This window comes from Enterococcus malodoratus ATCC 43197 (genome assembly GCF_000407185.1).
Lineage (GTDB): Bacteria > Bacillota > Bacilli > Lactobacillales > Enterococcaceae > Enterococcus_A > Enterococcus_A malodoratus.
Window position 1 is genome coordinate 157,389 of sequence record NZ_KE136482.1, and the last position, 12,741, is coordinate 170,129.

At 41.7% G+C, this 12,741-nt stretch carries 17 protein-coding genes; 9 read left to right on the forward strand and 8 right to left on the reverse strand.

Features of this window, described 5'->3' with window-relative positions; all coding sequences use genetic code 11:
- Positions 1–33 precede the first annotated feature (33 nt).
- A complete protein-coding gene (locus tag I585_RS10585; protein WP_010741764.1) occupies positions 34–546 on the forward strand; it encodes a hypothetical protein in 513 nt (170 codons plus the stop codon).
- An 89-nt stretch (positions 547–635) separates the two neighbouring features.
- On the opposite strand, the gene I585_RS10590 is transcribed toward I585_RS10585, so the two are convergent.
- Positions 636–1,043, reverse strand: coding sequence for a YjdF family protein (locus I585_RS10590; protein ID WP_010741765.1), 408 nt, complete (start codon positions 1,041–1,043; stop codon positions 636–638).
- A gap of 571 nt (positions 1,044–1,614) precedes the next feature.
- Between I585_RS10590 and spx the strand changes: the two genes are divergently transcribed.
- Both spx and I585_RS10600 read left to right on the forward strand, forming a co-directional pair.
- On the forward strand, positions 1,615–2,040 hold the full coding sequence (gene spx, locus I585_RS10595; protein ID WP_010741766.1) for a transcriptional regulator Spx: 426 nt from the start codon (positions 1,615–1,617) through the stop codon (positions 2,038–2,040).
- Between the two features lie 172 nt (positions 2,041–2,212).
- Entirely contained in the window at positions 2,213–2,752 is a 540-nt protein-coding gene (locus I585_RS10600; RefSeq protein WP_010741767.1) for a hypothetical protein, read from the forward strand.
- A 105-nt stretch (positions 2,753–2,857) separates the two neighbouring features.
- Here the strand turns inward: I585_RS10600 and I585_RS10605 are convergent, their stop codons facing one another.
- Together I585_RS10605 and I585_RS10610 are read right to left on the reverse strand one after the other, a co-directional pair.
- Complete coding sequence (locus I585_RS10605) at positions 2,858–3,490, reverse strand: pentapeptide repeat-containing protein (protein ID WP_010741768.1); 633 nt, start codon at positions 3,488–3,490, stop codon at positions 2,858–2,860.
- Between the two features lie 71 nt (positions 3,491–3,561).
- A complete protein-coding gene (locus I585_RS10610; RefSeq protein ID WP_010741769.1) occupies positions 3,562–4,089 on the reverse strand; it encodes a GNAT family N-acetyltransferase in 528 nt (175 codons plus the stop codon).
- Positions 4,090–4,219: 130 nt separating this feature from the next.
- On the opposite strand from I585_RS10610, the gene I585_RS10615 reads away from it, so the two are divergent.
- Together I585_RS10615 and I585_RS10620 are read left to right on the forward strand one after the other, a co-directional pair.
- Positions 4,220–4,660 carry a MerR family transcriptional regulator gene (locus I585_RS10615; protein ID WP_010741770.1) on the forward strand — a complete coding sequence of 147 codons (441 nt, stop codon included), beginning with the start codon at positions 4,220–4,222 and terminating at the stop codon, positions 4,658–4,660.
- Complete coding sequence (locus I585_RS10620; RefSeq protein ID WP_034708920.1) at positions 4,657–5,055, forward strand: FMN-binding protein; 399 nt, start codon at positions 4,657–4,659, stop codon at positions 5,053–5,055. Before I585_RS10615 ends, I585_RS10620 begins: the two co-directional genes overlap by 4 nt.
- A gap of 45 nt (positions 5,056–5,100) precedes the next feature.
- On the opposite strand, the gene I585_RS23380 is transcribed toward I585_RS10620, so the two are convergent.
- From I585_RS23380 to I585_RS10635, 4 genes are all read right to left on the reverse strand, one after another.
- On the reverse strand, positions 5,101–5,268 hold the full coding sequence (locus I585_RS23380; protein WP_010741772.1) for a hypothetical protein: 168 nt from the start codon (positions 5,266–5,268) through the stop codon (positions 5,101–5,103).
- A complete protein-coding gene (locus tag I585_RS10625) occupies positions 5,265–5,849 on the reverse strand; it encodes a DUF1700 domain-containing protein (protein ID WP_010741773.1) in 585 nt (194 codons plus the stop codon). Before I585_RS10625 ends, I585_RS23380 begins: the two co-directional genes overlap by 4 nt.
- Entirely contained in the window at positions 5,846–6,160 is a 315-nt protein-coding gene (locus tag I585_RS10630) for a PadR family transcriptional regulator (protein ID WP_010741774.1), read from the reverse strand. The genes I585_RS10625 and I585_RS10630 overlap by 4 nt, the downstream gene beginning before the upstream one ends.
- 77 nt (positions 6,161–6,237) lie before the next feature.
- Complete coding sequence (locus I585_RS10635; RefSeq protein ID WP_010741775.1) at positions 6,238–6,606, reverse strand: DUF6713 family protein; 369 nt, start codon at positions 6,604–6,606, stop codon at positions 6,238–6,240.
- A gap of 189 nt (positions 6,607–6,795) precedes the next feature.
- Here I585_RS10635 and I585_RS10640 point away from each other — a divergent pair, with 189 nt between their 5' ends.
- The 4 genes from I585_RS10640 (at position 6,796) to I585_RS10655 (ending at position 11,797) form a co-directional block, all read left to right on the forward strand.
- Positions 6,796–7,476: a response regulator transcription factor gene (locus I585_RS10640; protein WP_010741776.1), complete on the forward strand. Its 681-nt coding sequence runs from the start codon at positions 6,796–6,798 to the stop codon at positions 7,474–7,476.
- On the forward strand, positions 7,469–8,458 hold the full coding sequence (locus I585_RS10645) for a sensor histidine kinase (protein WP_010741777.1): 990 nt from the start codon (positions 7,469–7,471) through the stop codon (positions 8,456–8,458). Before I585_RS10640 ends, I585_RS10645 begins: the two co-directional genes overlap by 8 nt.
- Before the next feature lie 82 nt (positions 8,459–8,540).
- Entirely contained in the window at positions 8,541–9,227 is a 687-nt protein-coding gene (locus tag I585_RS10650; protein WP_010741778.1) for an ABC transporter ATP-binding protein, read from the forward strand.
- Complete coding sequence (locus tag I585_RS10655) at positions 9,224–11,797, forward strand: FtsX-like permease family protein (RefSeq protein WP_010741779.1); 2,574 nt, start codon at positions 9,224–9,226, stop codon at positions 11,795–11,797. The genes I585_RS10650 and I585_RS10655 overlap by 4 nt, the downstream gene beginning before the upstream one ends.
- Positions 11,798–11,875: 78 nt before the next feature.
- Here I585_RS10655 and I585_RS10660 read toward each other — a convergent pair whose 3' ends face one another.
- A complete protein-coding gene (locus I585_RS10660; RefSeq protein ID WP_034709093.1) occupies positions 11,876–12,673 on the reverse strand; it encodes an ABC transporter ATP-binding protein in 798 nt (265 codons plus the stop codon).
- Between the last annotated feature and the right edge of the window lie 68 nt (positions 12,674–12,741).

Here is a 12,741-nt window from a genome sequence, read left to right on the forward strand (position 1 = left end):
AAAGCAAAACTATAATAGTGGAGGGTGGAATTCATGAAAACGAAAAAGCAAAAAGAGCTGGTGGCGTCATTTTTGGTAATGCTAGGAGATGATGATCAGTCCTTGTACCGTGAGATCATTCTTTATTTATCCGAGCTTGGTTATAATCCGAAAAAAGAGCGGTCGCAACTCTCATTTAAACATGCCTTGCATAATAAGCAGATAGTAAAAATGGGAGTCAGAGGCAAGAAAGAACCAGCCCCCTTTTTCGCTTTAAGGTTTTCTGCCTGCAAAGGGTATTCCCAAAGATTTGCGGAGGTTGTCAGATCCTCTATCATCAAATTCCCTAGCAGAGGTTCCAAATGCATGAGTGGAGACTGTGACTATTGTGCCGGTGAGCCGGATACACACATTTATACATACGCATTTTCTGACGGGGAAAAGAAAACGCATTGCGGCGCCTATTCACTTGAGATACCAAGTATCGCCGTGGAGGATTTAGAGGAGATAAAAAAACTCATTAAAGAAGAGCATGAGTATTTATTAAAACACGAAGCTAGTGCATAATGGCAATACTCATTGTCGACAAAAAAATACAGCCGCGGCTGTATTTTTTTTGTTTGGTTTCATGAACGAAATTCATTCACGAAACAGTTTTAATGTCCTTTATGCTTTTCACGTTTCTTGGCTTGCTTCTGCTGAAAACGAGCTTCGGCATAGTCGGCTTTTTTTTGACGCTTTTGCGCCTTGTTCGCCATTTTTGCCTGTTCACGTAATTCACTGATCGCAAGCTGGGCTTTCGTGGAAACGACCGGCTGTCGTTTTTCACGATTGATCAATCGCTGGATACGCTTCGGATTCATTTTCTTTTCAGATTTTCGCTCCGCAGCGACAGTACCGGATTGTTCCAATAAACGCGGCAAACAATTGGCAATGAATTCTAAAACATCCGCATCTTTTGGTTCAGCCCCAAAAACATAACGGATCACTTGGTAATGGCCGTCGGATTCAGCTTCCACCAAGCCACACCAAAAACTGCCATCGAAGTAAATCGTCAACTTCATGATGACACCTCCCTTGAATTTTATTTCAAGCAATGGACAACCCGGGAGGGCAGGTTACTGACATTTTCATGCGGCGGACTACCAACCGCCATGTGTTTTTGTGCTTGATTTAAGTGTACTATTTCTAATCAGAAAATCAATGGCAACCTGTGCGAAGGGGATAGTGGTTGATCAGGGTGATTTTTTGAAGTTGAGAAGCGGAAAGTGTTCAATAATATCCTGCCTAAAGCAGTTCATAATTATTACTGAAAAAGATAAAAAATATCAGATAATCATATTTTTACTTCTCGGAGAAATAATTGAGTCAATAATGGATTGTATATATTTGCTTGTTATAAGTTCCCTCAATATGAATAGTTTTTCGGCTTAAACAAAGGGTTTTGGAGGTTTTTAAGGCTCTGTTTAAAACTTCCATCGTTATAAAAATGAAGTATTTCACTACATTTTAAATGCTATTTTTTAATACTTTTTAAAAATTAGATTAACAAGGGATGATAAGTGCTGTATCGTAATATGTGTAGATAACAGAACGTATTTAAAAAAATGAATTTGTAGAAGGGTGATTATTAAAATGATTAAATTATATGGTTCGGCTAGTTGTAATTCGTGCAGGAAAGCGAAAGCATGGTTGGAAGAACAAGGGCTGACATTTGAAGAAAGAAATATTATTACTGATCCGTTAACGAAAAGAGAACTGAAAGAAATTCTTGCTTTGACTGAAACAGGTACGGAAGAAATCATCGCGACACGTTCAAAAGTTTATAACAAATTTTCTTTTGATTTCAATGATTTGTCTTTCAATGAGTTGGTAGAAGTGATTCAAGAGAACCCTAGTTTGTTAAAACGTCCGATCGTAATGAATGAAACTAAGTTACAAATCGGATTTAATGAAGATGAGATTCATCAATTTATTCCGCGTGAAGTCCGCAAGTTAAATTCGAAGCGCATGACAGAAACTTTGTTTTATATGGATTTGGAAAATCAAAGATTCGCTTAAAATAAGCGGATATCACTTGGAGCAACGTAGTCAAAAGGGATGAGTAATATTGAATAGTCGGCTGCACCACCACCTGTAACCGATGCGTTACGAGTGGTGGTGTCTTTTTTCACTAGCATTTCATCGCTGGAAATTGGGAGAGGAATTCTGGTGTTTGTGCTGAAAGGGGCTTATGGATGACATGACGACGGATTTTGAACAGAGAGCAATTGAGATCATGGTGCAGGCAGGAATCAGCAGGGCGCACATCCAGCTGCAAAAGAAAAATGTTTTTCAAGCTGCATCGGTAGAGAATTATTATGACAAAGTAGAGGACAGCGAGAAGCTCTGCGAAAACATTCCTGTAGAGAAAATTCTTGCGATAAAAACAACTTGGCCCATCGAAGGGAAATCCGTTTATGATCTCTTTATGGGGAGAGTGAATGAGGAAATAGATGCTGAAAAGATCAATCAAAGTTTGAAATCACTAGAAGAAAATGGTTTGGCGTTTCAACAAGCCTTTTATTCTGGGGAGTTTGATCCGCCAATTAACTTTAATTACTATAAAGCAGATGATTGTTATATTCTTCAGCAAGAGGGGCTTCATCGAACAATCGCGGCGAAGATGTTTAACGCTCCGGAAATGTCAGGTCTGGTTACCTCATACGAGCTGAATGAGGAAAAAAAGAAGCAATATGACGATTATATTTCGTTGAAGGAAATCTTGCGTTGAACAGATATCAAAGGCTTGACCCTTGATTTATTTCAAGATAAAAAGGACAAATAAAAGACAACTGCCTCCGTCTAGCGCAATAGAGGCAGTTGTCTTTTTGTGTAACTACATATATCCCTCAGCTTCTTTTCTAGTTAGCCAGAAATGAATGCCGCCCGTGGAATCGGCCCAGCGATTGGGATTAAAATTTTCAGCAACCACATATTCACCCGTCCGATAAATAAAATCACTGTCTACATAAGACACCGCTTCATCGTAAGGCTCGTTCGTATACATATCCTTAATAGACAGGACCTTCGCTTTATCGCAGCGGCAGCAAGAATTGGTCGCGGAAGTTCTGCGAGCATCGGCCGGAATTAATAACTGAACGATCCGGAAATCAAAACACTTTTTATACCCGATAAAAGGACCTTCAGCAGGACAATAAAGATCGAAAAACTTTGTCCGATCATCATGAATAATATCTGTTAAATCGGCGTGCTCCAGCATAGCAAAAAATAAATTCGCCCCAGAAATATCAGCCCCGCGCAAACTGCATCCTTGAAAATCGGTTCCTTGTAAAGACGCATCCCTCAAAATGGCCTCAGAAAAATCACAATCAATACATAGGCAGTTGCTTAAGTTCGCACCGGTCAGATCCGCATTGGAAAAATCTACATGTTCAAAGGTCATGTCATGAAAATTGGCCTGTTGCAGCTTGCGAAATGAGTAATCATGCTCTTTTAGTGTGGCAGTCACGGGAATCCCGTCCTTTCTCAAAGGTCTTTTCTATTATCATTTTAGCATTCTAAAGTCGAAGAAACTATCGCTTATAAATTGATCCAATAAACTTGTACCATTTTTCCATCGACATGGGTAAATTCTCTTTCTAAAACGCCGCCGTTTTTCTGAATCATTTGGGCTGAAGGACTATTTTCTTTGTAGCAGGCGACCATTACTTTTTCTAACCCAAGCGTTTGACAATAGGCTAATCCCAGACGCAAGATTTCTGTCGCGTATCCTTTTCGTCGTTCGGATGGACGTACGCCGCAGCCGATGTGACCGCCAAACGCTTGTAAAAAGTCGTTTAACTCATGGCGAATATCGATCGTACCAAGAATTTTTTGATCATTTTTGCGGATAGCCAGCAGAGTAGTGGAGACTACCCAATCGGAACTTACTGAGGTTTTGTCAGATTGTTTGGCTAAATGCTCTAACCAGGCATCGTAGGATTCCATTTCTGTAAGCAGCGAAGAACCGTGTAAAAAGTTTTCGCCATTGGAAAAATGTTCCTCTATGTAGTCAAGAACAGCCGCTTCATGTTTTTTGGCGGGATGGACCAATTGAATTGTTTCCATGAGTTTCTCCTTTTTAATCACTAAGTCTCTTATTGCTAGTGTAGCATGATTGACTTGAATGAAATAGCATAAAAACAGCTTGACCTTCACCTGAAGTTGAATGTTAGGATGATGAAAAGGAGGCGATGAGATGTGGACGATTAAGGAGTTTTCTCAATTGACCGGCGTTTCTCCAGTGGCGTTGCGCTATTATGACAAAGAAAAGATTTTACCCTCTAAACGTTTAGCGAATGGGTATCGTTCGTATGATCAAACGGATTTATTGATAGTAAAAAATTTGGTGGTATTAAAATATGCGGGTTTTTCATTAGAAGACATCAAAACGATGACCTCTTTGTATCACGAGCCGGAAGGGCAGGCGTGCAACGATCAAGCAAATGAAGTGTTAACGCGCAATTTGCAGGAGATGAAGGAGCGGATCAAGCTGTTCAATCAGATTATCGAAGTCGTTGAAGGGATCATGCCGCTGTTTGAAAATCACGAATTGTATAAGCTAAATCAGAGCGAACTTAATCAAAGTATTGATCAGATTTTTGATCAAATTTCGACAGGAAAAGGGACGATCGCATGAAGAAGAAGGTGAGAATCATGCTGCTGATTGGGTTGGTAGTCTTCGTTTTATTAGGCGGGTACGGGCTGTTTTACTATCAACGGGTTCTGCATTATAAGCAGGCTGTTCAGGCGATTCATTTCACGGAACCTGATTTGACTGAGGTGGAAGATGGCGAGTATATTGGTGAGCACGATGTGGATTTTATTCGTGCTAAGGTGAAGGTCAGTGTAAAGGATCAACGTTTCACAGCAATCAAAATGCTGGAGCATTATAATGATCGTGGAAAAAAAGCAGATGCTCTACCAGAAAAAATGCTGGAGCAGCAAAAGATTTCGGTCGATGCCGTTTCGGGGGCCACAAACTCGAGCAAGGTGATTCAAAAAGCTGTTGAAAAAGCATTGATAAAAGAATAAAAAAGATCGAATCCTTCTCGTTTAAGACAAGAGGATTCGATCTTTTTAGTCATCAATATAAAAGCCGACGACGTTGTACCAATGCCGGTCATCGTAACTTGTGCGATAGCGGTCTGCAGAGAAGCCTGATAAGGCATAGCCTAACATCATCAAGATAACACCACAACCAATCAGATAGGTAGCGACTTTTGGTAATAAAAGTTTGGATTTCATACTTGGACAACCTTTCTTTGGAAAATGTTTCGGCGAATGATACGCATCAAGCTGCGATGCATGTTCATGAAGACTGCACTGAATTTATAGGTCAGCCACATGCACAAAAGACCGAAACCGAATAGAAACATTCCCGCACCAAGTTGTGTTACACCCATAAAGAATGAATCGAATAGGACAAATGGACTGGTGAAAGCCGCAGCGACACCGCCAATAATTGTACCGCCAGCCAAACATGCTCCTGTAAATGGAATACACCAGATTACGATATCGATACTCAACAAAACGAGGAAGGCGGCTAGTGCCAAACTACCCCATAACGGGAATCCAAGAACTAAAAGGCTGATCCATAGCCAGTTAAAGCGCCGAGGAACCTTTACTTCCGTTGGGATGCCCGCAGCTTCATAAGCCAGCTGCTTAGGGTCCCCTAATTTTTTGACGGCCGCTCTTTCAGAATAGCCATCCTCCATCAAATCTAAAATCATTTCATCATAATATTCAATCAAGCGATGGACTTCGCTAGGTCTGACTTCATAGGCTAAATAATTGCTTAACTCCTTGATAAACTCCACTCGATTCATTCTTCAACACTCCTTCTGATATAATTGTGAACCGCTTCTACATCGTTCCATTCTTGTAAAAATTTCTGAATACTGGCAAATCCTAAATCTGTTAAGTGGTAGTATTTTCGCAAGCGACCATTGTGGACTTTCGAATAGGTAGCCACCTTCTTATTTGTCTCTAACCGTTTTAAGATCGGGTAAAGCGTTGATTCGGTAATCGCGATACGTGGATGGATTTCTTTGACGATTTGATAGCCATAGGAGTCAACATCTACTAGCGAGGCCAATACACAATACTCAATCAAACCCTTTTTCAATTGACTATCCATCAACAACACCTCTTTATACGTTATACTATACATTACATAGTATAGAGGAACTATAGGACTTTAGGCCTATTTTCAAATTAATTAAATAAAATCAGCAAGACCAAATGAAGCCCAGCGATTATCCCAGCAGAATAAATTATCAGCAAAGAAATAAAACCGGTAAGCTGATTATTCGGATGTTTTCTAAACAGGAAATGAAGAACCAAATGACCGATCAAAAAAATATCAATTACATAGAAGAGGGCTGTATTCGCGGACAGAAGCAGGAAAAATAAAAGGGCATACAGAAGAATATGAGGCAGAGTGAAGACCCAATAGGCCGTTTGTTCAGGCAAGTTTCTTAAGCCAATGAACAGCATCCATTCTTTATGACGGACGGCATCCATTTCATGAGTCAGTAATAGCGCCAATTCGATAGCGAAAAGCAGGGTTAAAAAGATATTCATGGATTTCTCCTTTTTATTAATGGTGTGCCTCCTTTCATTTTAGAGGACATGGTGCATGTTGAAAAGGGTGTACGGGTTAAAATAGAATGTCGCAGGAAATAAAAAATCTCCTTTTAATTGATGGTAAACTATAATAGAAGGAATTTAATCATGCGGATTATTTAGTGGAAGAAAGAGGGAGCCGATTCAATGACAGAGATATTTTTAGTAGAAGACGATCAGGTGATCGCCAAAAATTTGATCATCTTACTTCAAGCGGAGGGCTTCGTTGTTACGCATGCCGCCAATATGAGTGACGCGTTCGCAAAGGTGCGGGAAAATAAATTTGACCTGGCCTTGGTTGACGTTTCTTTACCTGATGGCAATGGCTTCACGGTTTGTACAGAGATCAAAGCGTTGCAGGAGATTCCGGTCATCTTTTTAACGGCTTCTGCTGATGAATCTAGCGTGGTCACTGGGCTGACGATGGGGGCGGATGATTATATTACCAAACCGTTTCGTCCTAGAGAATTGGTCGCGCGGATCAAAAATTCCTTACGAAAAAGTGGTCAGGTACAAACCGCTTTTGAGGTTTTGGGATTGTATGTGGACAGTACAAGCGGGAGTGTGCGAAAAAATGGCAGTGACGTTTTTCTTTCGGCTTTAGAATATCGTTTATTGCTGGTTTTTGTGAATCATCCGAAAAGTATACTGACTCGAGAACGATTATTGGATGAATTATGGGACGCGGCTGGCGAATTTGTCAATGACAATACGTTAACGGTCTATATCAAGCGACTGCGGGAGAAAATTGAGGATGAGCCGGCAAAACCGCAAATTATTCAGACCGTTCGCGGGATAGGCTATCGATTGGGAGGCAGTAATGTTTAGAAATCAAGAGATCCGCAGGCTAGTCTGCGTCTTTATTGCGGTTTCGCTTATTTTGACAATTATCGGATTTGGTTTGAGTGTGCCTTCGGGTATCCTCGTTTTATGTGCCAGTCTGATTTTTGGCGGCATCTTTTTTCTTTCAACGAAAGCACGCTATGAACGAATCGCTCAAATTTCTGATCAAATTGATTTGGTTTTACATAATGAAGAGCATTTATTTATTGAAGAATTGAAGGAGGGCGAGCTGTCGATTTTACAAAGTGAAATCGCAAAAATGACGCTGCGGATTCGCGAGCAGAATGCGGCCTTGCGGAAGGAAAAAGAAAATCTGGCGGATTCGTTAGCGGATATTGCCCACCAGCTGCGGACACCACTAACCTCGGTCAATCTCATCTTGTCTTTAGCGGCTGAGAGCACGGATGAAAGAGAACGTAAGATGAGTCTCCGCGAAGTGGAAGCATTGCTTTTACGCATGGATGGCTTAATTACTGCTCTGTTGAAGTTATCTCGTTTGGATGCGGATGTCGTGCAGTTTCAAAATGAGCCGATCAATCTTTTAGCATTGGTCGACGGGGCACTGCGGCCATTTTCCACTTCTCTTGATTTACATGAAATTCAGACAACAATGGTCATTTCTTCAGACATAACGATTCAAGGCGATTTTATTTGGCTGTCAGAAGCGCTGCAAAATATTTTTAAAAATTGTATCGAGAGTATCGGAGAAAAGGGAAAGATTGACATTCAGGGAGTTGAGAATCCCTTATTCACTGAAATCACCATTCATGATACTGGCAAAGGATTCGAAACGGCGGATTTACATCATGTCTTTGAGCGCTTTTACCGTGGGGAAAATGGCAGTTCAACAGGATTTGGCATCGGGATGTCGCTTAGCCAGTCGATTATTCGGCGCCAAAGCGGGACGCTCGTTGCCAAAAATCATCCAGAGGGCGGTGCGCTTTTTGTCATTCGTTTTCCAAAGTGACGGATCTCTCACTTAGAAGTCACCGAGCTGAAAGGTGGATGTTCTATTCTATAAGTGAACCATAGGGAAGGGGGCTCATAGTATGGAGCTGTTGAAAATCGAACACCTCAGCAAGGTTTATGGCAAAGGGGAGAATCAAGTCGTCGCGCTGGATGATGTGTCGTTGACGATCGAAAAAGGTGAATTTACGGCAATCATCGGCGCATCGGGTTCTGGAAAATCGACGCTGCTGCATATGATCGGCGGAGTGGATATACCTACCAGTGGAAAAGTATATCTGGATGGACAAGATGTGTATGCGCAGAATAATGAAAAGCTAGCGATTTTTCGCCGGCGCCAAGTCGGACTGATCTATCAATTTCACAATTTGATTCCGACGCTAAATGTGGTGGAAAATATCATGCTGCCGGTCTTGATGGACAGGCGTAAAGTGAATCAAGGACGTCTAACTGAATTACTGGAGCTTTTAGGCTTGAGTCAACGAAAGGAGCATTTGCCGAATCAGTTATCCGGCGGGCAGCAGCAGCGGGTTTCAGTTGGTCGGGCACTAATGAATGCACCAGCAGTTTTATTGGCGGATGAACCAACGGGCAGTTTAGATAGTAAAAATGGACACGAAATTATCAATTTGCTGAAATTGAGCAATCGAAAATATGGTCAAACGCTAATCGTTGTGACCCATGATGAGGAGATCGCGCTGCAGGCGGATCGGATCATCGGAATATCCGATGGCCGAGTGACTCGTGACGAGAGGATGATGCAATCATGAACATCTTCAATAAAGTCACACTACAAAATTTGAAGAAGAATCGCACGCGGACATTGGTGACGATCATCGGTGTTATCCTGTCGACTGCTATGATTACGGCAGTCGCGACGTTCGCTATCTCGCTTCAACAGTATATGATAAAGGGCTCGGCGCAAAAATACGGAGATTGGCATGTGGAGTTTTTAGCAGCAGATTTGAATTTTGCGAAACAACAAGCACGGAATAAGGCTGTCTTAAAGACAACGTCATTCGCCGATATTGGTTATAGCAAGTTGGACGGCGGTAAGAATCCGAATAAGCCCTATTTGTTTGTGGCGGGATTCGATCAAACGACCTTTGATACATTACCAATAAAACTACTTTCCGGCAGATTGCCGAAAAACGGTCATGAGGTAGTGATCCCAGCCCACGTTGCGGCTAACGGTGGAGTGAAATATTCAATCGGAGAAACACTTTCTTTGTCACTTGGGGAACGAGTGTCAGGCAATAAACAACTCAATCAACATGATCCTTACGAAAATCCGAGAAAAAAGCAAGAAACGTTGAGAGAGACGAGACAGAAATCGTATAAAATCGTGGGTATTTGCGAACGGCCGGGCTTTGAAGAAAAGATGGCACCAGGCTATACCTTGCTGACGATCGCAGATCAAGCTGAGAAACGAGGACGACTCAGTGTTTTTGTCACGCTTAAAAATCCGCGAAAAGCTCGTTCCTACGCTAACAGTATCGCCAAGAATCATTCATACACACTTAATGATGATGTTTTACGTTTTATGGGAGCTTCGGATGATCGGGTTTTCAACCTATTACTCTATTCGATCGGGGCGATTTTAGTTGCATTGATCATGTTAGGTTCAGTTTTTCTGATTTACAATTCTTTTACGATCTCATTAAATGAACGGATGCGGCAGTTTGGAATTTTGGCATCGGTTGGCGCAACGCCCAAGCAGCTGCGAAACTCTGTCCTGTTTGAAGGATTTTGTATCGGAGCGGTAGGGATTCCAGTGGGATTATTTGTGGGGATCGGAAGTATAAAAATCGTGATCGCCCTTGTTGCGAAAAATTTCAACAATATTTTATATGCAGATATTCCGCTGGTTTTGTCACTGTCCATTCCAGTGTTGATTGTGGCGGCCGTCATTAGTCTGATTACGATTATGATTTCAGCGTATATTCCGGCTAGAAAAGCGGCCAATACACCAGTGATGGAAAGTATTCGTCAATCCAACGAAGTGAAGGTATCGGCGCATGAAATCAAGCTAACAAAGTTTTCTGAAGGGCTTCTTGGATTAGAGGGCATGCTGGCTTTAAAAAATTTCAAGCGCAACAAGAAACGTTACCGAACAATTATCTTATCCTTAGCTTTGAGTGTCGTTCTATTTGTATCGGCACGGGCGTTTGGAAACAACTTGCAGCAATCGGCCAAACAAATGGTGGTCGATTCGGACTATGATATTATTTTGACAAGTTCCGAAATGAAGGAGAGCGAAATGTTTCACCTTTATGATAAGCTTCAAAACGTTACGGGCATTACGGAAAGCTCCTACCAAGCCATTGCCTCCTATACCAGTCCAATAAAAACGAGTGATTTTTCGCCTCGTTATCGTCAATCGGAAAATGATTTAACAATGGAACAGACTACGCGGGCGGTGGATGTTCAATTTATCGAAGACAAAGAATACCTGAAATTTATCAAGGAGCAGAATTTTTTGCCCGTCAAGGAATACACAGGTGACGGGAGCAAACTAATCGCGGTTGCTAAGAAAAGAATCGAGCAGGAAAAAGGCAAAAGCGAACTGATTGATTTGTTTGCGAAAGATAGCATGGAATTATCGATAATTCCAGAAATCGATGGCAAACCTGCACCAAGCCAGCAGAAAACGGTCTCGGTCAAATTTGCCGATACTTATCCATTAGATACGCTGCCGCGGCAACCTGCTGCAAAACAGCCTTACGTGTTTATGCTGATTGCGCCATATGCCATGAAGGCTAAGTTTTCTCCTGCCGGGATTGAGCAAACGATGGGACTAACTTTTCTGTCAAAACAGCCCGCGCGTTCAACGGCGACTATAAGAAAAATCATTGAACAGGAGGGAGTTACAGCCTCCTATGATCTCTACAATCTCCATGAAATATTTGAACAAAATCGCAATACTATTTTTGTGGTGAATATTTTCAGCTATGTTTTTGTCGCGATGATCTCATTGATTGCGATCGCGAATGTATTTAACACAATTTCGACCAATATTCAGTTGCGGCGGCGAGAACTGGCGATGCTGCGCTCGGTGGGAATGACTGATCGTGAGTTTAATAAAATGATGATGATCGAATGTGCCTTTTACGGTTCGCGTTCATTGTTGTGGGGCGTACCAATCGCGGGCATTATTTCGTGGCTGATTTATAAAGGGATGACAAAGGGTGGTGCGGAAATCGCGTTCCAATTTCCTTGGAGCAGTATTTTGATCAGCATCCTAGGCGTATTCTTAATTGTAGTAATCACAATGCTTTATGCAGTAAACAAGATCAAAAAAGAAAATATTATTGACGCGCTGCGGGATGATTTGACCTGATAGACGCAATAAAAAAATCAAGTGTGATAGCCGCACTTGAATTTTTTTTGCTTTAAAAACAAACCAGATATACTCGGATTATCTATGCCGCAGGTTGTTAATCTTCATTCGCCGGATCATTTCTGTGGTAATTTGTTCTACGATGTTGATCGTTGTTTTGGGTGATCGTTGGCTTCTTGGAATATCGATTTGATAGATTTGCGCCACACGGCCAGGATTTGAGTCCATTAAGACGACACGATCGGAAAGCTGAACAGCCTGTTGGACATCATGAGTGATCATGACAATCGACTTCGTGGCAATTTGATTGCCAAGCCAAATTTTCAATAGATCATTGGATAATTGACTAGAGGTAATGATGTCCAGTGCTGAGAAAGGTTCATCCAGCAATAACAGGCTAGGCTCAATGGCCAAGGCACGGGCGAAGCCGACTCGCTGCTTCATGCCGCCGGAGAGCTCGCGGGGATAAGCCTTCTCAAAGCCGGTGAGTCCAATCATGTCGATCAGATTACTTACACGTTTTCCCATTTGCTCACGTGAGATATCGTCGCGATTTTCCAGTCCAAAGCTGATATTCTTTTCTACAGTTAACCATGGAAATAAGGCGAAATGCTGGAATACCATGCTGATGTTGGCGTCTGGTTCGGTAATGGTTTTATTTTCAAATGTAATTTCGCCTTTGGTTGGTTGAAGCAGTCCGGCAATACTTCTTAGCAGGGTTGATTTTCCTGTCCCTGATTGTCCGATAATACTCAGAAATTCGTTGTTTTTAACGGTCAAGTCGACATTTTCCAGTACCTTTAAATGTTCCTTATGTCCTTCAATTTCAAATTCTTTGCAGACTGATTTGACGTTTAATAATTCGTTATTTTCCATTCTTCTATTTTGTATAGCTGAAGCAATCGGCTTCAACCTACTTCTCCTTTCGTTTGAACGCTTATTAA